The sequence below is a fragment of the Bacteroides sp. Ga6A2 genome (assembly GCF_000702225.1).
GTDB lineage: Bacteria > Bacteroidota > Bacteroidia > Bacteroidales > Bacteroidaceae > Ga6A1.
The window spans coordinates 93894-118341 of record NZ_JNKX01000001.1 but is presented as its reverse complement, the minus strand read 5'-3'; the positions used below and the strand labels follow the sequence as shown (position 1 = coordinate 118341).

General features: G+C 47.1%; 21 protein-coding genes and 1 tRNA gene. 8 read left to right on the top strand and 14 right to left on the bottom strand.

The window, feature by feature from the left end; translation table 11 throughout:
- Positions 1-3: 3 nt before the first annotated feature.
- From murC to T538_RS0100500, 5 genes are read left to right on the top strand one after another with little or no spacing between them, the layout of a single operon-like run.
- The gene (gene murC, locus T538_RS0100520) at positions 4-1380 is read left to right on the top strand and encodes a UDP-N-acetylmuramate--L-alanine ligase (RefSeq protein WP_031531637.1); all 1377 of its coding nucleotides are present in this window, start codon (positions 4-6) and stop codon (positions 1378-1380) included.
- 9 nt (positions 1381-1389) lie between these two features.
- The gene (locus tag T538_RS0100515) at positions 1390-2136 is read left to right on the top strand and encodes a cell division protein FtsQ/DivIB (protein WP_031531636.1); all 747 of its coding nucleotides are present in this window, start codon (positions 1390-1392) and stop codon (positions 2134-2136) included.
- A gap of 7 nt (positions 2137-2143) precedes the next feature.
- Positions 2144-3808: a cell division FtsA domain-containing protein gene (locus T538_RS0100510; RefSeq protein WP_051655768.1), complete on the top strand. Its 1665-nt coding sequence runs from the start codon at positions 2144-2146 to the stop codon at positions 3806-3808.
- Between the two features lie 18 nt (positions 3809-3826).
- Positions 3827-5110, top strand: coding sequence for a cell division protein FtsZ (gene ftsZ, locus T538_RS0100505; protein ID WP_231497044.1), 1284 nt, complete (start codon positions 3827-3829; stop codon positions 5108-5110).
- Positions 5111-5137: 27 nt separating this feature from the next.
- Entirely contained in the window at positions 5138-5587 is a 450-nt protein-coding gene (locus T538_RS0100500; RefSeq protein ID WP_031531632.1) for a GatB/YqeY domain-containing protein, read from the top strand.
- Here the strand turns inward: T538_RS0100500 and recO are convergent.
- A complete protein-coding gene (gene recO / locus T538_RS0100495) occupies positions 5584-6309 on the bottom strand; it encodes a DNA repair protein RecO (protein WP_031531631.1) in 726 nt (241 codons plus the stop codon). The two genes, T538_RS0100500 and recO, sit on opposite strands and share 4 nt — an antisense overlap.
- Positions 6310-6456: 147 nt before the next feature.
- Between recO and T538_RS18280 the strand changes: the two genes are divergently transcribed.
- From T538_RS18280 to gyrB, 3 genes are all read left to right on the top strand, one after another.
- Positions 6457-6528, top strand: a tRNA-Glu gene (locus T538_RS18280).
- Positions 6529-6567: 39 nt separating this feature from the next.
- Entirely contained in the window at positions 6568-6822 is a 255-nt protein-coding gene (gene rpsT, locus T538_RS0100490) for a 30S ribosomal protein S20 (protein WP_031531630.1), read from the top strand.
- Positions 6823-7008: 186 nt separating this feature from the next.
- A complete protein-coding gene (gene gyrB / locus T538_RS0100485) occupies positions 7009-8973 on the top strand; it encodes a DNA topoisomerase (ATP-hydrolyzing) subunit B (RefSeq protein ID WP_031531629.1) in 1965 nt (654 codons plus the stop codon).
- A 159-nt stretch (positions 8974-9132) separates the two neighbouring features.
- On the opposite strand, the gene T538_RS0100480 is transcribed toward gyrB, so the two are convergent.
- From T538_RS0100480 to infB, 13 genes are all read right to left on the bottom strand, one after another.
- Positions 9133-9714 (bottom strand): DUF3109 family protein, encoded by a 582-nt coding sequence (locus T538_RS0100480; RefSeq protein ID WP_031531628.1) that lies wholly within the window; start codon positions 9712-9714, stop codon positions 9133-9135.
- A 9-nt stretch (positions 9715-9723) separates the two neighbouring features.
- Entirely contained in the window at positions 9724-10671 is a 948-nt protein-coding gene (locus T538_RS0100475; protein ID WP_031531627.1) for a hypothetical protein, read from the bottom strand.
- 3 nt (positions 10672-10674) lie between these two features.
- Positions 10675-11880, bottom strand: a complete 1206-nt coding sequence (locus T538_RS0100470) for a WG repeat-containing protein (protein WP_031540330.1) — start codon at positions 11878-11880, stop codon at positions 10675-10677.
- A gap of 151 nt (positions 11881-12031) precedes the next feature.
- Entirely contained in the window at positions 12032-13567 is a 1536-nt protein-coding gene (gene gpmI / locus T538_RS0100465; RefSeq protein WP_031531625.1) for a 2,3-bisphosphoglycerate-independent phosphoglycerate mutase, read from the bottom strand.
- 184 nt (positions 13568-13751) lie between these two features.
- Complete coding sequence (locus tag T538_RS0100455) at positions 13752-14900, bottom strand: hypothetical protein (RefSeq protein WP_031531624.1); 1149 nt, start codon at positions 14898-14900, stop codon at positions 13752-13754.
- A 203-nt stretch (positions 14901-15103) separates the two neighbouring features.
- Positions 15104-15388, bottom strand: a complete 285-nt coding sequence (locus tag T538_RS0100450) for a hypothetical protein (protein WP_051655767.1) — start codon at positions 15386-15388, stop codon at positions 15104-15106.
- Positions 15389-15506: 118 nt separating this feature from the next.
- On the bottom strand, positions 15507-16109 hold the full coding sequence (locus T538_RS0100445) for a ribonuclease HII (protein ID WP_031531622.1): 603 nt from the start codon (positions 16107-16109) through the stop codon (positions 15507-15509).
- Positions 16109-17323 carry an aminotransferase class V-fold PLP-dependent enzyme gene (locus T538_RS0100440; RefSeq protein WP_031531621.1) on the bottom strand — a complete coding sequence of 405 codons (1215 nt, stop codon included), beginning with the start codon at positions 17321-17323 and terminating at the stop codon, positions 16109-16111. The genes T538_RS0100445 and T538_RS0100440 overlap by 1 nt, the downstream gene beginning before the upstream one ends.
- Positions 17324-17340: 17 nt before the next feature.
- On the bottom strand, positions 17341-18690 hold the full coding sequence (gene sufD, locus T538_RS0100435; RefSeq protein ID WP_031531620.1) for a Fe-S cluster assembly protein SufD: 1350 nt from the start codon (positions 18688-18690) through the stop codon (positions 17341-17343).
- 18 nt (positions 18691-18708) lie between these two features.
- Positions 18709-19461, bottom strand: coding sequence for a Fe-S cluster assembly ATPase SufC (gene sufC / locus T538_RS0100430; RefSeq protein ID WP_031531619.1), 753 nt, complete (start codon positions 19459-19461; stop codon positions 18709-18711).
- Between the two features lie 21 nt (positions 19462-19482).
- A complete protein-coding gene (gene sufB, locus T538_RS0100425; RefSeq protein ID WP_034538655.1) occupies positions 19483-20937 on the bottom strand; it encodes a Fe-S cluster assembly protein SufB in 1455 nt (484 codons plus the stop codon).
- 25 nt (positions 20938-20962) lie between these two features.
- Complete coding sequence (locus T538_RS0100420; protein WP_081834808.1) at positions 20963-21502, bottom strand: CvpA family protein; 540 nt, start codon at positions 21500-21502, stop codon at positions 20963-20965.
- Between the two features lie 81 nt (positions 21503-21583).
- Complete coding sequence (gene infB / locus T538_RS0100415; protein WP_031531616.1) at positions 21584-24445, bottom strand: translation initiation factor IF-2; 2862 nt, start codon at positions 24443-24445, stop codon at positions 21584-21586.
- Between the last annotated feature and the right edge of the window lie 3 nt (positions 24446-24448).

Here is a 24448-nt window from a genome sequence, read left to right as displayed (position 1 = left end):
AAAATGAATATAAACGACATAAAATCAGTATATTTTGTAGGAATCGGCGGCATCGGCATGAGCGCCATAGCCCGATATTTTCTGTCAAAAGGCATCTTCGTTGCCGGATATGACAAGACTCCAAGCAACCTTACAGAGGAGTTGCAGAAAGAGGGAGCAGAAATCCACTACGAGGAGGACGAGGCTCTTATTCCGGAGTGCTGCAAGGACAAGGATACGACGCTCGTAATTTACACCCCTGCCATTCCGAGCGACCATAAGGAACTTGTGTACTTTGAGCAGAACGGCTTCGACATCGAGAAGCGCGCTCAGGTTCTGGGAGCACTTACAAGAGCATACAAAGGTCTGTGCGTTGCCGGAACTCACGGAAAGACAACGACATCGACAATGGCTGCGCATCTTCTGCACCAAAGCAAGGTTGACTGCAACGCCTTCTTGGGCGGAATATCAAAGAACTACAAGACAAACTACATTCTCTCTGACAAGAGCGAATATGTCGTTATCGAGGCCGATGAGTTCGACCGCTCGTTCCATCACCTCACTCCGTTCATAAGCGTAATCACCGCAACCGACCCAGACCATCTGGACATCTACGGAACAAAGAACGCTTATCTTGAGAGTTTCACCAAATACACATCGCTCATTCAGCCGGGCGGCGCACTAATCCTTCACAAGGGGCTTGAAATGAAGCCGGCTTTGCAGGATGGAGTAAGACTATACGAATACAGCCGCGACGAGGGCGACTTCCACGCCGAGAACATACGCATCGGCAACGGCGAGATTTTCTTCGACTTTGTTTCGCCATTCGGCAACATCAAGGACATTCAGCTTGGCGTTCCGGTAAGCATCAACATCGAGAACGGAATCGCAGCAATGGCTCTTGCACAGATGAGCGGAGTATCAAACGAGGAAATTAAAGCCGGAATGTTGTCGTTCGGAGGCGTTGACCGCCGTTTCGACTTCAAGATTAAAAACGACAAGATTGTGTTCCTGAGCGACTATGCGCACCACCCTGCTGAAATTAAGCAGAGCGCGCTTTCAATAAAGGAACTGTACAAGAACCGCAAGGTTACAGCCCTCTTCCAACCGCACTTGTACACACGCACACGCGATTTCTACAAGGATTTCGCTAGCAGTCTGTCACTTCTCGACGAGGTTATCTTGGTCGACATCTATCCAGCGCGCGAACAGCCTATTCCGGGCGTTACAAGCGAGTTGATATACAACAATCTGCGGCCGGGAATAAAGAAGCAGATGTGCCACAGAGACGAGATTATCGACATCATCAAGAACAACGAGTTCGACGTGCTCATCTCGCTCGGAGCAGGCGACATCGAGAATCTTGTTCCTGAGATAACAGAGATTCTGTCAAAAAGATAAGAGCCCGAAATGTGGAATAAGAAGCTGAAAATCATTCTGCAAGTTCTGCTTCTGGTTGCGCTGATAACATATCTGGTTTTTGCCCTGTTCAAAACCGACGACCAAAGCAAAATAACCGTCTGCTCGCAAATTGAGATAACAGTCAAGGACAGCGCGCAGCTCGACTACATCACGTCATCAAACGTAAAGATGCTGCTGAAGTCGGCAAAGATGTATCCGCAGGGTGAGAGAATCAGCCGAATCGACTGCAAGGCGATAGAAGCCGTACTGCTGCGGCAGCCGTACATCAACACGGCAAACTGCTACAAGACACCAAACGGAAAGGTTATAATCGAGGCAACGCAGAAGAAACCGATAGTGAGAATAATGTCGAACAACGGCGAAGACTACTATCTCGACCACAACGGCTTCGTTCTCTCGAGCAAAGGACATCCGGCAGACATCGTGATTGCCACAGGCAACATAGACCGCAAGCTCGCAAAGAAGGAGATTCTCGAACTGGCTAACATCATTCAGGAAGACAATTTCTGGGACTGCCAGATAGAGCAGATAAATGTTACTGCCAGCCGCGAGATACAGTTGATTCCACGAGTGGGCGACCACATAGTCCTTCTGGGCAAGGGCGAGAACTTGGAAGAGAAACTCACACGTCTCAAACAGTTCTACAAAAAAATACTCGGCAAGGTTGGATGGGACAGATACTCGATGATAAACCTTGAATTTGACAACCAAATAATTTGTACAAATAAAGAATAACATATATATGGCAAAAGATTTTATAGCTGCAATAACACTGGGAACATCACAGATAGTCGGCATCGTAGGACGAAAGGAGCCCGACGGTGTTAAGGTGTTGGCTTATGCAACCGAACAGAGCAACGGCTGCATAAGAAAAGGTGTTGTTTCAAATATAGACAAAACAGCCAACTGCATCAGATCTATCAAGACCAAACTTGACAAGCAACTTGCCTTTAGAGACCTAGGAAAAATATCAAAGGTATATGTTGGCATCGGAGGCCAGTCTATACGCTCGGTGAAAAACACAGTCAGCAAAGTTTTCGTAAGTTCTACAAAAATCGACCGCAAGATTGTCAAGTCGATGCAGAACGAAAGTGAGAACGTAACTTATCCTAACGCTGAGGTTTTCAACGTTATAAGCCAAGAATACAAAATCGGCTCAGACCTTACTACCGACCCTGTAGGAACAGAAGGAAAGAGTATCCGATGCGAATATATCAACGTAATTGCCAATCCACGCCTGAGAGACAGAGTGTGGAACAGTTTCAAGGATGCTAACGTAAGCATTGCCGACACCCGACTTATTCCGCTGGTGCTCGGCGAGAATCTTCTTACCGAAGACGAGAAACGCTCGGGGTGTATCCTCATCGACTTTGGTGCAGAGACCACAACCGTCAGCATCTACCGCAACAACATCCTTCGTCACTTGGCAGTAATTCCGCTCGGAAGCAACACCATAAACAAGGATTTCGACAACGGAATGCAGATTGACTACGACTGGTCCGAGGCATTCAAGTGCGAGCAGGCTCTTGCCCTTACCGACGAGAACGAGCAGGAGGACGACAAGGTGTTCATTATCAATGATATTGAATACAAGTCGAGCGAACTTCAGCCTGTGGTAGAGGCACGAATCAAGGAGATCCTGCTAAACGTAACACACCAGATTGAACTGTCGGGCTTCAGCATCAACGAACTGCTCGGCGGAATCATCATAACTGGCCGTGGCTCAGTTCTGAAAGCTCTCGAGACAGCCATTCAGAAAAACATCTACAACGTAAAAATCAGAAACGCACAGCAGAACTTCATCAACATAAGTTCTATAAGCGAGGATTTCGACAAGTGCGAGGACTTCGTTTATCTTCCTGCGCTCGCGCTTCTTGCAGCAAAGAAGACAACCGAGAACTGCAACGCAATGGTAAAGGCTGGTGACATGGACAATATGTTCGACGGAAAAGAACCAAAGCCAGATTCTCAGCCATATCCTGAGGATGTCCAACCATTTGTTCCTGAGCCGGAACTTGAACCAGAGCCTCTACCAGAGCCAAAGCAGGTGTACGAGTCTCCTAAATTCACAGAGGAACTGGTTATCAAGCCAAGACCAATCGTTACCGAAGAGCCTAAGCCGGCTGTTGAACAGGTAATTCAGAGAGAGCCAGAACACTTTGTTCAGCCAGAGCCTGTTCACGAAAAAGAACCCGAGGTTGTCAGCTTTGTAGAAACACCAATGCCTGAGCCTCAACCAGAACCAAAGCCGGAACCAGTATTCAAACCAAAGGCAGCTGAACCAGAAGAGCATAAACATTCTGCAACAAAGAAGAAAAACGGTAATCCTTTCTTTGACAAACTGAAAAAAGGCATCCAAACTCTAACCGACGTCGTCACCGAGGAGGTAGATGAACCTAATAATTAACATTTGATTTAACCAATTATGCCAAATATAGATTTCAACATAAACGACGATGATTTTATGAATTCATTCGTCCTCGATCATCCCGAAGATGCTCCGATAATCAAGGTTATTGGCGTTGGCGGCGGTGGCGGCAACGCCATAAAGCAGATGTATCAGACGGGAATAAACGACGTTTCGTTCGTGGTTTGTAATACCGATAAGAAGGCTCTCGACGACTCCCCTATCACCCGCAAGCTGCAACTCGGCGTCGAAGGTCTTGGAGCAGGAAACAACCCTAACAAAGGTCGTGCCGAGGCAGAGGCTACCCTCGAAGACATAAACAAGATGCTGAGCGACGGCACACGAATGGTATTCATCACAGCCGGCATGGGCGGCGGAACCGGAACAGGTGCTGCGCCTGTAATAGCCAAGGCTGCAAAAGAGAAAGACATCCTCACCGTGGGCATAGTTACCATTCCGTTCATGTGGGAAGGAAAGAGAAAAATCAATCAGGCTATCGAAGGTGTTGAGGAACTCAGCAAAAATGTTGATGCCCTGCTTATCATAAACAATGAGCGAATAAGCAAGGTTTATCCGGGCGTAACGCTGAACAACGGCTTCAAATATGCCAACAACGTGCTTACAACCGCAGCGAAAAGCATTGCCGACATCATTAACATGCACGGTACAATCAACCTCGATTTTAACGATGTGTGCACCATTCTCCGAAACGGCGGCGTGGCACTTATGAGTACCGGCGAGGCTTCGGGCGACAACAGAATAAGAAAAGCCATCGACGAGGCTCTGAAATCTCCGCTTCTGAATGACAACGAGATTTGGAAGGCGCAGCGCATTCTGCTCAACATTGCCAGCAGCGGCGACGACAATACGGGTCTACGCACCGACGAGATGGACGAAATACACGAGTTTATGGACAACCTCGAAGACGATTACGTCTGCAAATGGGGACTCTACGACGACCCGACACTTGGCGACAAGGTCAGAATCACAGTTCTGGCATCGGGCTTCGGCACAAAGGAGGCAATAAACGGACAGGGCATCGACGAGGCTCGAATGAGCGACACCATCGACAAATACTATCGCGGTCTTGGTCAGAAGGGCAACAAGGAATATCAGTTGTTCATCTTCAACCCCGAAGACCTCGACGATGACAATATCGTCAGCGACGTGGAGAACTCGCCAGCCTACAAGCGCGACATCAAGACGCTGAACAGCATAAAGCAGCGCCAGTCTGTCACAACAACCAACAATCAGGTTACGGAAGATCCTGTTGCCGACGACGGAACAATCAGATTCTTATAAAAATCAACATAAAAAATTACAGCAATTATGGCACTATTCGATCAGGTCAGCAATGACATCAAAGAAGCAATGAAGGCAAAGGACAAGGTAAGACTCGAGACCTTGCGCAACATAAAGAAATACTTCATCGAGGCAAAGACTGCTCCGGGAGCAAACGATACTCTCGAGGACGATGCAGCCCTTAAGATTCTTCAGAAATTGGCAAAGCAGGGAACAGAATCGGCTAATCTTTACAAGGAGAAAGGTCGTGAGGACTTGGCTGAGGAAGAACTTGCACAGGTCAGAGTAATCGAGGGCTACCTGCCAAAGCAGATGAGTCCAGAAGAACTCGAAGCAGCCCTGAAGGAAATCATTGCCGAGGTTGGCGCAACATCAGCTAAAGACATGGGCAAGGTTATGGGCACGGCAAGCAAGAAACTTGCAGGAAAAGCCGACGGCAAGGCAATCTCAGCCGTTGTAAAGAGCCTTCTCGCCTAAGAAAAGACTTCTTTCAAAATCTCATACGACTTAATCTCGGCAAAATCAGCAATGTGAAGCCGATAATAGTCACTAATAAGTTCGAGGCATCGGTCTCTTTCACTGCGAGTGAATGAAAACAGATACATCGTGTCGTAGTTCATCCTCAGAAGCAGCGGAAGTTTCGATGCCTCGGATGGTATTAGATACTGCGAATGTCCCGGCAGCATCGGCGTAAAGCACGAGTTGCGCATATCGAAGAAACTGCTGCTGCTGAAATCGTCGAGATTAGGATAGATGCCTAAGAACCGCGAAAGACGCATCATGAATACAAGGTGAAAGTTGGCAATGCCACGTTCTGCCCTATCGAGCCACAACAGAGAATAATAAAGGTAAGAGAACAGACGCTCGTCGCTAACCTGCTCCTTAATAATGCGATAAAGCACCTCTGAAAGATACATCGCAATGGTCGACTTAACCGGATTATACGGAATTGTACTGTACGGATATTCCGAAGCCATACTCTGCACCCGCTGAAGCTGCCGGTTCGGCTTGTAGTCAATCTCCATGTCGAGCAGCGCGAGCGGCTGGAAGAGCGAAGTCCTGACCTGACTTCTTTTCGACTTTGACATACGCACAGAAAAAGCCAGTCGCCCAAACCTCTCGGTATATACATCAACGATTAGAGATGCGTCGGCATACTTCAAAACATGCAGAACTATTCCCTTTGTTTTTTGCAGCATGATACCAAATTTACGCACAAAACTACTAAAAAAGGGCGTAAACAGAGTTTTTTGAGGCATTTTTTGACACAAAAACTAATTTTCTTTCAGTTTTTTTTGCATAATTGAAAAACTCGCCGTATCTTTGCAACCGCTAAGAAGATAAACGGTCCCTTCGTCTATCGGTTAGGACGAGAGATTTTCATTCTCTAAAGAGGAGTTCGACTCTCCTAGGGACTACAATAATAACAATTCACAACAAGTAAAAGATTAGTCGAAATGGCAAATCACAAATCATCAATTAAGAGAATCAGAGAAGAGGAGAAGCGTCGCGCTCACAACAGATACTACGCAAAGACTATGCGTAACGCTGTTCGTAAGCTTCGCGCTACTACAGATAAGGCTGAGGCACAGGCTCTCTACCCTGCTATGCAGAAGACTCTGGACAAGTTGGCTAAGATTAACATCATCCATGCTAACAAGGCAGCTAATCTGAAGTCTAAGCTTGCTATCTACATCAACAAGCTGGCTTAAATTCCACTCTTTTCAAGAAGAATAACAATGGCTGAATTCTATTGAATTCGGCCATTTGTTGTATATTTACGCCACCTCCGAAAAACACATCCTATCTGCTTATTATTTAAGGTTTTTTAGGCATTTTTCATTTCTCTATTTCAATGTTTTTTAGTAACTTTGCTGAAAATTTTTGAAAGCTACAAAATGGCAGAAGAACAGAACAATAATGGCGGATATACCGGCAGTAGTATTCAGGTCTTGGAAGGACTTGAGGCTGTCCGCAAAAGACCCGCTATGTATATCGGAGACATCAGCGAGAAAGGTCTCCATCATTTGGTTTACGAAACAGTAGACAACTCTATCGACGAAGCATTGGCTGGATATTGTACTCACATAGAGGTTACAATATGCGAAGACAACTCAATTATAGTAGAAGACAACGGACGCGGTATACCGGTTGACATGCATCCGAAAGAGCACAAGTCGGCACTCGAAGTAGTTATGACTGTGCTTCATGCCGGAGGTAAGTTCGACAAGGGCTCATATAAGGTTTCCGGAGGTTTGCACGGCGTTGGTGTATCTTGCGTAAACGCTCTTTCTACACACATGACATCGCAGGTATTTCGTAACGGCAAGATTTATCAGCAGGAATACGAGACAGGCAAGCCTCTCTACCCTGTAAAGGAAGTGGGCACTACCGACAAGACAGGTACACGTCAGCAGTTCTGGCCAGACGGAAGCATCTTCATCACAACAGAATACAAATATGATATTCTGGCTAACCGTATGCGCGAACTCGCATTCCTCAACGCAGGTATCACAATCACACTTACCGATTTACGCAAAGACGAGGAAGGCAACATTAGAACAGAGACTTTCCACTCAAAGGACGGACTGAAGGAGTTTGTACGCTACGTTGATTCAAGCCGAATCCATCTGTTCGACGATGTTATCTACTTGAACACAGAAAAACAGAATATTCCTATCGAAGTAGCCATAATGTACAACACAGGCTACAGCGAGAATATCCACTCATACGTCAACAACATCAACACAATCGAGGGCGGTACTCACCTTATGGGATTCCGCATGGCACTTACTCGCTCGCTAAAGAAATATGCAGAGGAGCAATGTCAGAAGGAACTTGAAAAACTCGAGAAGAACAAGGTTGAAATCAGCGGTGAGGACTTCCGCGAGGGACTTACAGCCGTTATCTCAATCAAGGTTGCTGAGCCTCAGTTCGAGGGCCAGACAAAGACCAAATTGGGTAACAACGAGGTTGCCGGAGCCGTTCAGCAGGCCGTTGGCGAAGCTCTGAACTACTATTTGGAGGAGCATCCGAAAGAGGCAAAACTGATTGTAGACAAGGTTGTTCTTGCTGCTACAGCGCGCGTTGCTGCACGCAAGGCACGCGAGAGCGTACAGCGCAAGAGCCCGATGAGCGGCGGCGGTCTGCCGGGCAAGTTGGCCGACTGTTCGAGCAAGAATCCAGAAGAGTGTGAGTTGTTCCTTGTCGAGGGAGATTCTGCGGGCGGTTCGGCAAAACAGGGTCGTAGCCGTCGTACACAGGCTATCCTTCCTCTCCGCGGTAAGATTCTTAACGTAGAGAAGGCTATGTGGCACAAGGCTTTCGAGAGCGATGAGGTGAACAACATCATCACATCTCTCGGCATCCGATTCGGAGTAAACGGCGACAGCAAGGAGGCCAACATCGAAAAACTGAAATACTGGAAGACAATCATCATGACCGATGCCGATGTCGATGGTTCTCACATCGACACGCTTATCATGACATTGTTCTACCGCTATATGCCTCAGCTTATCGAGGCTGGACACCTTTACATCGCTACCCCACCGCTCTATCTCTGCACAAAGGGAAAGATTAAGGAATATTGCTATACCGACGAGGAGCGCGAAGCTTTCATCGCAAAATATGGTAATGGTAGCGAAAACGGCATCCACACACAGCGATACAAAGGTTTGGGAGAGATGAACCCAGAACAACTCTGGGAGACAACAATGAACCCAGAAACGCGTATTCTGAAGCAGGTGACAATAGAGAACGCTGCGGAAGCAGACTACATCTTCTCAATGCTTATGGGCGAGGATGTTGGCCCGCGTCGCGAATTCATCGAAAAGAACGCAACATACGCAAATATTGATGCTTAATAATAGGTAGACAACTATCATTCAAATCTTACATATATTCTCGCGCTGGCTTCAGAAGTGATTCTTGAGCCAGCGCAAATCGTTTTATATAGGGCACGAAAAAAAACAATGTCGGATTCTGTTTTCGTCTCAGAATCCGACATCGTTATATCTGTTTGTCTAAATGTATTTTTGCTTCTTCAGTTCCTCAGCGGCATCGCAGAGTTCGTCGTACCAACCCTGACCGAACTTGCGGATTAGAGGTTCTTTCAAAAATTTATATACCGGAACGTCCGCCTGCTGACCTTTTAGCACGGCAACCTTACATACATCCCACCGATGATAGTTAAGGGCCTTATACGGTCCGTAATCGCCCACTCTGATGGGATAAAGGTGGCACGATACTGGCTTGTAAAAGTTCACTCTGCCCTCGCGATAAGCCTTCTCGATGGCGCAATAGCATGTTCCTTTATCGTCGTAGCAGGTAAAAACGCAATCCTTGCCGTTTACGATAGATGTAACCAAATCGCCTTCCTCATCAACATAAACAACCCCTTGCTTGTCGATAACAGCCTGCGCCGCAGCCGAGAGGTCGTTCCATATCTCGGGAAGCACCTCTTCGAGTTTCTCAACCTCTTCCTGCTCTACGGGAGCACCAGCATCGCCCTCGATGCAACATTCGCCATGACAAGCCGAAATGTCGCAGCAGAACTTCTCTCTCAAACAATCAAGAGATACAACAACATCATCAATCTGAATCATATTATGAATTTAGAATGTTTTCTTCTTTATTACAACCTTCTTGTAGAATGTGTATTCGATGGTATTACCGTTATCGAACGCCTTGCAGACAAAATCCTTGTACTGATAAATAGTAACCTCGCCGTCGACCCACTGCGAGCCGTACTGCGTAAGCTTCATTGTGTGCGATTTTGAGCGACTTACGTACTTGAACGGACAAGTCTTGCTCATAAGGCTGTAAAGGAACGTTGAGTTTCTGTTTCCGCTTAGCTTGAACGATACCTCGGTACAGTTGTTAAGATATCGGTCATATTTGAACGTGATTGGCACGCCGTCCATCTCGGCATAGTCTTTCTTTTTCTCGTCGTCATACTTTACGAAGCGCGTTCTGTATTTTTTGTATAATTCCTCGCGAGAAACCGATGTGAGGATATGAACCACAGAATCGGCATTCAAAATACCCTTCAGCATTGCGCGGTCTTCGAATATGCGCTTTTTCTTCTCGGGCGTTTCGTTGCCTATCGGGTCGAGCTCGTCATCCTCAATGGTTCTTTTTCGTGAAACATCGAGCCATGTCTGATACTCGTTTATCTTCTTCAAGAAAAGACCTTTGTATCGCTGTGCCTCAAGAACGGCATTGTGAGCCTCGGCAGCCGTGATTTTAGCGTTGGCATCAATCAGTTTGTTGAAGTCCTCGATGCACATGTAGCACAGCGGCAGCCAATCGTTCTGCGTCATGGCAAGGTCATCGCCAAGCAAATCCTTGCTCAGATAATTCTCTGCCAGTTCTTTGTTGATTATGAGATATGATACTCTTCGCGTAATCTTTACCTCCTTTAGCGGAGACGTGAATTTCTTGCGGGCCAAGGCTATATCCTCGGGCGACTGTCCTCGCTGTGCGAAAGCAGACGATGACAGCAACACAAACATCAGAACCGATGCGAAGCAGCGCGATAATCTTAGTCCTACGGGTATCATACTTTATTTTGAATGCTTTCCGTCTTTGTTGAATACAACTACAAACTTAGCCTCTCGGTTAATGAAACCAATCTTCTCGGCACCGCCGATTTTAGTTTTGCAGAACGCCAGACCCTGCTCGGAGAATGGCTTGAATTCATCGTCCATCTCGTTGCCTTGGATTGCAACTGCGCCCGACGAACTGTAAATCTTGCCCTGAATTATCGTCATTCCGTCGCTGAACTGATGCCCACGCGTAAGGTTCTTGCTGTCTGTCGGAAAAGCCATCACACCGTCGAGCGTAAGACGTTCGCTGAAGTCCTTATCAACGGTGATGTATCTGATGCCAAGTCCCTCGCGTTTGCCCACAATGGCATAACCGTAGCAGAATCCGCTTCCGTTTACGAAGTTCTGGTTAACAATCTTTCCAGTTTTGTCTATGTAAGCCGTCGTGCGGTTATCCTCTAACAGAACCGGGCAGAAGCCCTCTGAGAACTGTCCCGGAAAAGCCTTGTATGTAGGGGGAATAACCTGCTCGCCCTGACGGTTGATGAAGCCCCAAAGTTTTGTGTTTGCATCGAGAACGGCAGCCATGCCCTCGCTGAAGGCAAGTGCATTGGCAAAGCGCGGCTTGATAGCCACCTCGCCCTTGTCATTCATGTAGCCCCAAAGTTTTGCGTTGAAATCGTAGTAGGCACGACGCTGCTCGTTAAGTTTTCCGGGCTTTACAAACTCGCGATAACTTGGACCGACAACAGACTGTTCAAAGTTAGGAAAAACTTTCTCTCCCTTGTCGTTTACGAAATATATCGTAACCTTTGCCTTGTTGTGCTCTCTCACCTCGTTCCACACAAGAGCCACGCCATCTACAAAATCGGTAACATACTTACATTCGGCTGGCAGTTCGGCAACGTGTCCAAGGGTGTCGAGCACCGCCCATCTGCCGTTCTGCTCTCTAACCACGCATCCGCCACTGAATTCGCTGTCTACGTTGTTCTCGCAATAGAACTTAACGGGATAGACGTATTCGCCCTTCAGATTGACGAATCCACACGAAAGTGTTGAAAGGTCGGTAACCTTAATCAGTCCGTTGTGAACCGGTGAGATGTCGCAGTCCTCCGGAACGGAAATCTGCTTTACATCGCCGGAAAGCGACGGAGTTGGCAACTGGGCATTCAACGCCGCGCTAAACGTCATGAAAACCGATAGAAATATATGAAATCTTTTCATAATTAATGCTTAAGAATGTTCAGATAGCAAAGATACATTTTTCCTGCAAAATATGCGAAAAACGAACGATTTATTAAGATTTATTAATATAAAAAACTCCCTTCGGACGCGAAACCGAAGGGAGCATTATCTTTAAGACTTATTTTGACTTTTACTTAATAAGGCAATGACCTGTCATGTCGGCTGGCTGCTCAAGTCCCATGATGTGCAAGATTGATGGAGCAACATCGGCTAGAATACCGTTCTCTACCTTTGCATCCTTGTTCTGTGTAACGTAAATGAACGGAACAGGATTAAGTGAGTGAGCGGTGTTTGGAGTGCCGTCAGGATTGATTGCGTTGTCGGCATTTCCGTGGTCGGCAATGATTACAGCCTCATAGTCGTTAGCAACGGCAGCCTCGATAACATCCTTAACGCAAGCGTCAACGGCTGTTACAGCCTTCTCTATTGCGCTGTAGATGCCTGTGTGACCTACCATATCGCCGTTAGCGAAGTTTACAACGATGAAGTCGAACTTATTCTCGTTGATTGAAGCAACGAGCTTGTCCTTAACCTCGAATGCGCTCATCTCTGGCTGCAAGTCGTAAGTTGCAACCTTTGGAGAAGCAACGAGAGTACGCTCCTCGTTATCGTATGGAGCCTCTCTACCACCGTTGAAGAAGAATGTAACGTGAGCATACTTCTCTGTCTCGGCTGTGTGAAGCTGCTTCAAGCCCTTGCTTGCAAGATACTCGCCAAGAGTGTTCTGCACGTTCTCCTTTGGGAAGAGGATGTGAACGTTCTTGAAGTTAGGATCGTATGGAGTCATGCAGTAGTACTGGATGCCCGGAATTGTCTTCATGCCCTCTTCTGGCATATCCTGCTGAGAGAGAACCTGAGTAAGCTCCTTTGCACGGTCGTTGCGGTAGTTGAAGAAGATAACGACATCGCCTTCCTTAATTCTACCATCTACATTAGCGTTTACGATTGGCTCGATGAACTCGTCTGTACCCTTGTAGTCGTTTACGCCGTCCTTGTCGTAGCTGTCCTGCATAGCCTTAACAAGGTCTGTTGCCTTTGTACCGATGCCGTTAACAATCAGGTCGTAAGCAATCTTAACGCGATTCCAACGCTTGTCGCGGTCCATTGCATAGAAACGACCAACGATTGATGCAATCTGACCTGCGCTCTTCTCTGTGTGAGCCAAAAGCTGCTCTATGAAGCCCTTACCGCTCTTTGGATCGGTATCACGACCGTCCATAAAGCAATGGATGAATGTCTTTCCGTCGAGTCCGTACTCCTTTGCAATGTCGCAAAGAGTGAACAGATGGTTAAGTGAAGAGTGTACGCCACCAGTTGAAGTAAGACCCATGAAGTGGATGTTCTTGCCGTTCTCCTTAGCGTAAGTGAAAGCCGATACAACCTCAGGATTCTGCATGATGCTCTTATCGGCACATGCGCGGTTAATCTTTACAAGATCCTGATAAACCACACGGCCGGCACCGATATTAAGGTGACCAACCTCAGAGTTACCCATCTGTCCGTCTGGCAGACCAACATTCTCGCCACTTGCCTGAAGCTGTGAGTTTGGGTATGTCTTGTTAAGATAATCCATAAAAGGAGTTGGGGTGTTGAAGATTACGTCACCCTTACCGTGGTTACCGATGCCCCATCCGTCGAGGATCATCAGAAGTGCTTTCTTTGCCATATCTATATTATATTTTTTATTTGTTTACTTTACGGCTGCAAAAATACTATTATTTAACGAATTGAGAGCCTGATAACACTAAAAAAACGCATCAAAAAGAGTTGCGTTTTATCTGTATCTCGGTTTTGCCGAGCGACTTGCCGTTTATTTGCTGAGTGGAGATTGCAAGAAGCATTAAACTTGGCTATTTGTCCCAAAGTTCATCTTGATCTGGATATTCATCTTCTCCTTTGTAGGTTGCTACCACCTTTGCATTAGCCAATTCTTCAGCTGGATAAGGCTTATAACTATATTTTGTGCATGGAATTTCTTTATAGACACTATAACGGTTTATTTCACACACTTTATTTTCCTCCACTGATGTAGCCCATGCTTTTCCGTCATCGCTTAAAACAAAATCATAGCCATCTCCATCAACACAAAGCATGCAGAGACTGCCAGTTACATTTTTCAGTTTATGAGTTTCAAGATAGGCATAACAAGCGAAATCACTTGGCTTTGACAATCCATACGCGTCATCTACACTTTGTAAATAGTCCAAAAAAACATCAGTGCTGATTCCCTTGGGGAAACGGATGAAATACTTATCTTTCGAGACTTCAAGCAATTCCACATCATACCCTGTATAAATAGAAAAATTTTCGAAATCCTCTTCAAACTCTTTTTTCAGCTTATCAATATCGATATTCTCAGCAACAATCAACTTCTGATTCTTGCTTGGTTCTACACCTTCGAATGTTACATGTTTCTCATCTTCGTCTTCAAATTCATTATCTTTTTCTCCGCAGAAAGTTCTCATAAAAACGCGTCGTAAGAAATTAATTAAGGGGAAATACTCATATTCCTTCCACTTGTCTTTTACTTTCTGTGCTCCGAAAAGTTCCTGTTTTAAATCGATAGCCTGAAAGGTCTGGAAATAAGTACTTGGAACAAAAGACTGACCATCGATTTTTGTTTCTTCAAAATTTTGTCCATCCTGAGTAACTACCCTGAAGAATGACAAATATTCGTCGCAAGATTTTCTTTGTCTTCTGTCTACTGTAAGATATGCCATTTGTCCTTTTGGCAAAGAGTCTATTAAAGAACTGTCGAAATAAGCACAAAAATCCTTACCACGATAACATGACAACATAAAATCGAAATCATTTATATATTCATCTGCTTTGACAGAATAGAGAGCCACAATATAGCGTCTTCCTTTACGGTAGCACTTTATCCAGCAATCTCTATATCTAAAGGCACTTAGCACTGTTTTCTCATCGTCAATGTCTTTCAGAACAAAAACACCATCAGGCTTTTTCAGCCCAAACAAATTAAGAAAAAAATCGAACATTTATTTTGTTTTTACAAATTACACTTAAACAACTGCAAAGTTATCATTTTTCATTTTTCTGACAAAATATAATCTTTTCAGTTTTTGCTGTCTTTTCCGAAGACCTCATGTTAAGGAAAAAACAATCAAGGTCGAATTTCGCAGTTGAAATCCGACCTTGACGGTTTATATTCTTCAGTAATTTCTGCTATGATTGGCTGAATTTACTTTCTGTTCTGAGTTGATGCGCCAGTGTTGGCATCAGTCTTCTTTGCGCATTTCTTCTCGCCCTTGCAGCACTTGGCATCAGCCTTAGCGCACTTGTCACTAGCCTTGTCACACTTATTCTCGGCTTTGCAGCACTTGGCATCAGCCTTGTCGCAACACTTGGCATCTTTCTTTGCGCAACATTCAGTCTTAGCCTTGTCGCACTTCTTCTTACAGTCCTGAGCGTTTGCCGATGCCACGAACAGAGCAGCAGCCATGAACATAATTACGATTTTTTTCATTTTTGTTTGTGATTTAAAAATTATTGATATTTCAGACTCTATGGTACAGAGTCTTCACGTATATGACACCTTACCTTAATTTTTGTGACATCAACAACGCAGCTTTTTTATTATTCACTCAAAATAATTCTAACTGCCGATAATCGCCAAGCAGATTGAACGTCATTCGGTGATAAGGGCTTGTGCCGTGCTCCTTTATGGCAAGGCGATGCGCCTTTGTTGGGTAGCCCTTGTTCTTCTTCCACTGATATACGGGATATTCGGCATCGAGAGCGTTCATATAGTCGTCGCGGAAGGTCTTGGCAAGAATGCTTGCCGCAGCTATCGACAGATATTTGCCATCGCCCTTAACCACGGTCTTGTATGGAAGGTCACGATAAGGCTTGAACTTGTTTCCGTCTACGATGACAGCCTCGGGGCGCAGTTTCAGTTGGTCGAGCGCACGGTGCATTGCCAGTATGGACGAATTGAGGATGTTTATCTTGTCAATCTCCTCGGCGGTAACGATGCCGACTGCCCATGCCAAGGCATCGCGCACGATGTCCTCGCGCAAAGCGTAACGCTGTTTCTCCGTCAACTGCTTGCTGTCGTTCAGACGCTCATTTTTGTAATCGGGCGGCAAGATTACGGCAGCGGCATAAACGCTTCCGGCAAGGCATCCGCGACCAGCTTCGTCGCAGCCAGCCTCAACAAGTCCTTCGTGCAAAAAAGGCAACAGCATCAGAAGAAATTTTTTGTCCGGTTAATGGCAGCAACAAGCACATCTACTTCCTCTTTTGTATTGTAGAGTCCGAAGGATGCTCGGATTGTGCCCGAAATGCCAAGGCGAGTCATGAGCGGCTCGGCGCAATGATGTCCTGTGCGGACGGCAACTCCAAGTCGGTCGAGAAGCGTTCCCATATCAAGATGATGAATGTCGCCAACGAGGAACGAGATTACAGCATCTTTGTGCTCCGATGTTCCGAAAATGCGCATTCCATCAATCTCCTGCATCTTCTGCATGGCATATTTTGTTAGTTCCTGCTCGTGAGCCTCAATGTTGTCCATGCCGAGAGCCGACACATAGTCGAGCGCCTTGGCAAGTCCGGTAGAAGCCACATAGTCTGGCGTTCCTGCCTCGAACTTGAACGGCAGTTCGTTAAAGGTTGTCTTCTCGAACGATACGTTCTTAATCATCTCGCCACCGCCCATGTAAGGGGGCAGTTTGTCGAGCCATTCTTCCTTTCCGTACAGAACGCCGATTCCCGTAGGACCGTATATCTTATGACCGCTGAAAGCGAAGAAATCGCAGTCGAGATCTTGCATATCTACCTTGAAGTGAGGCGTACTCTGTGCTCCGTCGAGCAGCACGGGAACACCGTGGCTGTGCGCAATCTCAATCATCTTTTTTGCCGGATTCACCGTTCCAAGCACGTTAGAGACGTGTGCAAACGACACAATCTTGGTGCGCTCACTGAAGAGTTTTTCGTATTCGTCGAGAATAAGGTCGCCCTTGTCGTCGATTGGAATAACCTTTATCTTGATGGCCTTGCGAGCCTGAAGAAGTTGCCAGCTGACGATATTTGAGTGATGTTCCATCTCTGAAACGATGACCTCATCGCCCTCCTTCATGAAAGCATCGCCGAAGGTTGACACAACGAGGTTGATGCTCTCGGTTGTGCCGCGCGTGAAGATAATCTCTGCCACGCTCTTGGCGTTGATGAAGCGGCGCACCGTCTCGCGGCTCTGCTCGTGCAACTCGGTTGCCTGCTGCGACAGAAAATGAACGCCTCGGTGAACATTGGCATTTACCGAATAATATTCTTCGGAGATGGCGTCGACCACGCAACGCGGCTTCTGCGTTGTTGCACCATTGTCGAGATAAACCAGAGGCTTGCCGTAAACCTGTCGGCTAAGAATCGGGAAATCGGCACGTACCTTGTCTATGTTGTACATAATTCGTTTTGTCTTTTTTATTTGCAGCCTTTGCAGCCGCCACATTTGTTCAGTTCGCCACGGAAACGCTTGTCTACGAGCATGTGCAGACGGTCGCGAAGCGGTTCGAGTCTTATCTGCTCAATAGCCTGACTACAGAAAGCATTCTGCAAAAGTCGTCGTGCCTCGGCCTCGCTTATTCCTCGCTGACGCATGTAGAAAAGTGCCATTTCATCGAGCTGTCCTACGGTTGAACCGTGGCTGCACTTCACATCGTCAGCATAAATCTCGAGCATCGGCTGAGTAAACATCCGTGCTTCTTTCGAAACGCAGAGGTTGCTGTTAGTCTCTTGCGAAACGGTTTTCTGTGCATCTTTCCTTACCAGAATACGACCGGCAAACGCGCCAACCGCCTTGTCGTCGAGAACGTACTTGTAAAGTTGGTCGCTCTGACAGTTTGGAACGTTGTGTGAGATGAGCGTGTTATTGTCTATATGCTGACTGCTGTCGGCAATGGCGCATCCGTAAGAATGAACCTCTGCACCCTGACCGTTAAGGTTGAAATCTGCCATGTTGCGGGTGCTTCCGTTGTAGAGTGTTATCGAATCGTGAAGCACGTTGCTGTACGATTTTTGGTCGACATACAGATTGCTGAAACGCTTGTTCTTCTCGTGAGTCTCCTCAAGTTCGTAGATGTCGAGCGAACTGTTCTCGCCAGCAAACACCTCGACAACCTGAGTAGTGAGGAAGTTGCGGTCGTCGGCAGCATGGTCGCAGAAGAGGATTCGAGCCTGAGCGCTCTCTTCGAGAACGATGAGGACGCGGCGGTTTGCCATGAAATCGACATCAGCACGAAGGATGTTCACAATCTGAAGCGTCTTGTCGAGAACCACGTTCTTTGGAACGTAGACGAACAATCCGTCTTGCGCAAGCATCGTGTTCAGGGCAGTTACCGAATCGTTTGTGTCGGCAAGTTTGCCGTAATACTTTGCCACGAGTTCGGGATGCTTCTTGCTTGCCTCGCGCAGCGAACCTACAATCACACCGTCGGGAAGCCCACCCTTTGGCATAGACTTTGTGTAGAACTCATCGTTTACGACGAAGTAGAGTTGCGTGCTCATGTTAGGCACGTCGCACTTGAACACATCGGCAGGATTAACTGGAATGTTCAGTCGCTTGATATTCAGACCATAGTCGGGCTTGAAAGCCTCGGGAACATCGGTATATTTGTATCGCTCCACCTTCTGTGTAGGGAATCCGTTCTTGCTGAACTTCTCGAAGGCTTCGGCACGCAATGCGTTCATCACCTCCGAACTGTGCTCGGCAATCAGTCCGCTACATTCCTGAAAGAGGTCGATATATTGTTTTTCGCTATTCAATTTCTCCATAATCTAATAGATATTAAATTACAGACCAGCCTCAGCCTTTATCCAGTCGAAGCCCTTTTCGTCAATTTCGAGTGCCAGTTCAGGACCGCCGGTCTTTACAATCTGACCGCCAATGAGAACGTGAATGATGTCTGGCTTCAGATAATCGAGCAGACGCTGATAGTGAGTGATTACGAGCGCGCTTGTCTGAGGAGTGCGCAGTTTGTTGAATCCCTCGGCCACAATGCGAAGGGCATCCACGTCAAGACCAGAGTCGGTCTCGTCGAGGATGGCAAATGTCGGTTCGAGCATAGCCATCTGGAAAATTTCGTTACGCTTCTTCTCGCCACCGCTGAAGCCTTCGTTTACCGAACGGTTGGCAAGTTTGCTGTCAAGTTCGACGATAGCGCGTTTCTCGCGCATCAATTTCAGGAATGCGCTTGCTGAGAGTGGTTCCTCGCCTTTGTACTTGCGCTTCTCGTTTACGGCGGCACGCATGAAGTTTACCATCGACACGCCCGGAATCTCTATCGGTGTCTGGAACGACATGAACAATCCTGCGTGCGAACGCTCCTCGGGTTTCATCTTAAGCAAGTCCTGACCGTTGTAGATTGCCTCGCCTTGCGTTACCTCGTATGCCGGATGTCCCACAAGAACATTGCTGAGCGTGCTCTTTCCTGCGCCGTTCTGTCCCATCAGAGCATGAACCTCGCCGTCCTTAATCGTAAGATTTATCCCCTTCAATATCTCTTTGCCATTTATGCTGGCATGCAAATCTTTAATCTCTAACATAATCGTGTATAATTATGATGTTTAACCAACCGTACCCTCGAGTGATACGCTTAATAGTTTCTGAGCCTCAACGGCAAACTCCATCGGCAGTTTGTTGAGCACTTCCTTGGCATAGCCGTTTACAATCAGTCCGACGGCATCTTCGGTAGAGATGCCTCGCTGGTTGCAGTAGAACAACTGGTCTTCGCTGATTTTCGAGGTGGTTGCCTCGTGCTCAACAATGGCCGTGTTGTTGTGAATGTCCATATACGGGAATGTATGTGCACCACATTCGCTGCCAAGAAGCAGAGAGTCGCACGAACTGTAGTTGCGCGCCCCGTCGGCATTTGTGCCCACCTTTACGAGTCCGCGGTAAGAGTTCTGGCTCTTTCCTGCCGAGATTCCCTTGCTTATGATGGTACTCTTTGTGTTCTTGCCAATATGAATCATCTTTGTGCCGGTATCAGCCTGCTGATAGTTGTTTGTTACCGCCACACTATAAAACTCAGCCTGAGAGTTGTCGCCCTGAAGCACGCAACTTGGATACTTCCACGTGATGGCCGAGCCTGTCTCTACCTGAGTCCACGAAAGCTTGCTGTTTGCTCCGCGAAGATGTCCGCGCTTGGTTACGAGGTTCAGCACGCCGCCCTTGCCGTTCTCATCGCCCGGATACCAGTTCTGAACGGTGCTGTACTTGACCTCGGCATTCTCGTTCACCACAATCTCTACTATGGCTGCATGAAGCTGGTTCTCGTCGCGCATCGGTGCGGTACAGCCTTCGAGATAAGAAACATAGGCATCATCGTCGCAGACAATGAGCGTGCGCTCAAACTGACCAGTCTCGCGCGCATTGATGCGAAAATATGTCGATAGTTCCATCGGACAGCGAACGCCTTTCGGAATGTAGACGAAAGAACCATCGCTGAACACCGCGCTGTTAAGGGCTGCAAAATAGTTGTCGCGATAAGGAACGACGCTTCCAAGATATTGCTTCACCAAATCGGGATGCTCGCGTATAGCCTCGCTTATCGAACAGAAAATTATGCCCTTCTCAAGAAGCGTTTCCTTAAATGTTGTCTTAACGCTGACCGAGTCCATTACAGCATCTACGGCTGTTCCGGCAAGAGCCAGACGCTCCTCGAGCGGAATACCGAGTTTGTCGAATGTCTTCATCAACTCGGGGTCTATCTCATCGGTTGTCTTTGGTCCGCTGTTATCCTTCTTCTTTGTAGGGTCAGCGTAGTAAGAGATTGCCTGATAGTCGATTTCCGGCATATCAAGATGTCCCCACTCGGGCTGCTCGAGCGTGAGCCAGTGGCGGAAAGCGCGCAATCTGAATTCGAGCATCCACTCGGGCTCATTCTTCTTTGCTGAAATCAGACGGACCACATCCTCATTCAGACCCTTTTCAATAATTTCGGTCTGCACATCAGTTGTAAAGCCAAACTCGTACTTCTGACTTGCAACCTTCTTTACAAACTCATTCTTCTCTTCCATTATTTTATAATAGAGTTAAAATAACTTATTCTTTCTCAACTGTTTGCTGATTGTTTCCATCGGCTGGTTCTGCATCACTCTCCGAACTTGTTATGTTATCAGGAACGATAACGCTTATGAAACTCTTAACCGGATAGTAAAGGAAAGATTCCTGCTTTGCATCGTCGCTGTAGAGTTTAACGAAACGGGTGCAGAAATCGAGCACGTTAACCACGGCACTCAGAAGCAACAGATACTTAAAGATGCCAACTGCCGCGCCGAGTGTTGAATTCAGTCCGCCAAGATGCAGCTTCTTCATCGTGCGACTCATAAAGTTGGCTACGAAGCCAAGCACCATCGGCACAACAAACCAGATGAACACAAAAGCCATTACATGAGCACCTGTCACCGACGAGCCAAGACGTGGAGCAAGATAATCGCCCACAACGGCATAGAGCGAGCCTGCAAACAACAGTCCGATAACGAATCCGGACATTGATATTATCTCGCGGAAAAATCCTGAACACCAACCTTTAAACGCCCCTATAAACAAAACCGTGAGCAAACAGATATCTATGAATCCCATATAATAGAAAGAATTTCTGAGTGCCCCGTACAGAAAACAATTCCGTACAGAAACACCCAGAAAATATTTTAGCCTTGATAATTAAAGTTTCTGCTTAACCTCTATTTCCTCGAATGTCTCAATGTTATCGCCTTCCTGAATATCGTTGTATCCAACCAGACTGATACCGCACTCGAAGTTAGTAGAGACTTCCTTGACATCGTCCTTGAATCGCTTCAGGGCATTGATTTCTCCCGTGAAGATTACGATGCCGTCGCGGATAAGGCGTGCCTTGTTAGAACGTGCAACCTTACCGTCAACAACGTATGCACCGGCAACAGTACCGACCTTGCTGATGTGGTAAACCTGACGAACCTCGAGCAAACCTGTAACCTGCTCGCGTACTTCCTTCTCAAGCATTCCTTCCATAGCCGACTTAACCTCCTCGATTGCATCGTAGATGACTGAGTATGTGCGGATGTTTACACCCTGCTGCTCAGCCAACTTGCGCGCTGCTCCCGAAGGACGAACCTGGAATCCGATGATTACAGCCTGAGATGATGCTGCGAATGTTACATCGTTCTCCGAAATCTGACCTACGCCCTTTGATACAATGTTTACCTGAACCTTCTCGGTAGAAAGTTTGATGAACATATCGCTCAAAGCCTCGACAGAACCGTCAACGTCACCCTTAACAATAAGGTTCATCTCGTGGAACTCACCAAGAGCACGACGGCGTGCAATCTCCTCGAGTGTAAGCATGCCAGTTGTACGCAATCCCTGCTCGCGCTGCAACTGCTCGCGCTTGTTGGCAAGTTCGCGTGCCTCCTGCTCGCTCTCCATCACATGGAATGTGTCGCCCGCTGTTGGAGCACCGTTCAGACCAAGGATGATTGCAGGAACAGCAGGACCAGCCTCGTTGATTCGTGAGTTACGCTCGTTGAACATTGCCTTAACACGACCGAAACTTGTTCCGGCAAGAACGATATCTCCCTGCTTCAGAGTTCCGTTAGATACGAGGACTGTTGATACATATCCGCGTCCCTTGTCAAGAGCCGATTCGATGACCGTACCAGTTGCCTTGCGGTTTGGGTTGGCCTTAAGGTCGAGCATCTCGGCCTCAAGAAGCACCTTCTCCATCAGTTCCTTTACACCGATACCCTTCTTGGCACTGATGTCCTGACTCTGATACTTACCGCCCCACTCCTCTACGAGGAAGTTCATGTTGGCAAGGTCTTCCTTTATCTTGTCGGGATTTGCTCCCGGCTTATCAATCTTGTTGATGGCAAATACCATTGGCACGTTTGCGGCAGTTGCATGGGCAATAGCCTCGCGTGTTGTTGGCATTATCGAGTCGTCGGCTGCGATGATGATAATTGCAACGTCGGTAGCCTGAGCACCGCGTGCACGCATCGCTGTAAATGCCTCGTGTCCCGGAGTATCGAGGAATGTAATGTGACGACCGTCCTCAAGAAGCACATTGTATGCACCGATGTGCTGTGTGATTCCGCCGGCCTCGCCTGCAATTACGTTACTCTTGCGGATGTAATCGAGCAGCGATGTCTTACCATGGTCAACGTGACCCATCACCGTTACTACCGGAGCACGTGGAACGAGGTCTTCCTCTCTGTCCTCTTCTTCCTTAACAGCCTCGGCAACCTCGGCACTTACGAACTCGGTTGTGAAGCCAAACTCCTCGGCAACAAGATTGATGGTCTCGGCATCAAGACGCTGGTTGATAGAAACCATGATTCCGACGCTCATACATGTACCGATTACCTTTGTAACAGGCACGTCCATCATTGTAGCAAGCTCGTTGGCTGTCACAAATTCGGTAAGCTTCAGAATCTTGCTTTCTGCTGCCTCCTCGTTCAGACGCTCCTCCATTTCGGCACGAGCGTTCTCGCGCTTGTCTTTGCGGTACTTGGCGCTCTTGTTACCCTTGTTCTTGTTTGTAAGGCGTGCAAGAGTCTCCTTTACCTGCTTTGCTACATCTTCGTCAGAAACTTCTTGCTTAACAGGAGCATTTTTCTTCTTGTTATGCTTTCCGTTTCCGTTGTTGTTATTACTGTTGTTATTATTCTTGTTCTTGTTGCCATTCTTGCCATTGGCTCCGTTGTTCTGCTGTGCAACTGCGTTTATGTCAACACGTTCAACACCAATGCGATTGCGCTTTTTCTTCTTGCCATCGCCGTTGCCCTGAACACCGCCGCCGTTTTGGCGCATCTTGTCCTCGCGCTCCTTCTTGCGTTCCTCCTTGCTCTTCTTCTTAGGACGGGTTGTCTGGTTTATTGAACTAAGGTCGATTTTATCAACAACCTTCAGACCGCTTGTCGGAGCTGCCGATGTGTACAGACGGAATACTTCCTCAGACTGGTCTTCGCCGTCTTTCTTCTCCTCGGCTGGCTTAACCTCAGCGACATGAACTGCGGCTGGCTTTTCAGTCTTCTCCTCTTTTGGAGCCTCAACAACAGGCTTCGGAGCAACCTCTGGCTTCTTTGGCTCGGCCTTTGGTGCAGGAGCAGCTTTCTCAGCCTTCTTCTCAGCCGGAGCCTCTGGCTTCTTTGGCTCGGCTGGCTTTGCCTTCTTATTATTCAGAGCATCAAGATCGATTTTGTCAACAATCTTGATAGATGAAACATTCTTAACCTCTACCTTTTCTGGCTTTTCAGCCTTCTTAGGCTCTTCTTTCTTAGGTGAGTTTTCTCCGTAGCCTTCGATAGCCACGGATGTCTGCTTGTTTGCCTTATTACTCTTGTTGTGTCCTTGTGCAATCTTCTCGTCGGCAGCCTCACGAAGTGCCTTGTCTTTGCTGAATGCAGAAACAAGAATGTCGTGCTGCTCGTCGGAGATTTGAGTATTCGGGTTAGCCTCGATGGTCACGCCCTTCTTTGCCAGATGGTCGACCAACGTTGATATACCCACACCCAATTCTTTTGCTACTTTATTTAGTCTTACTGCCATATA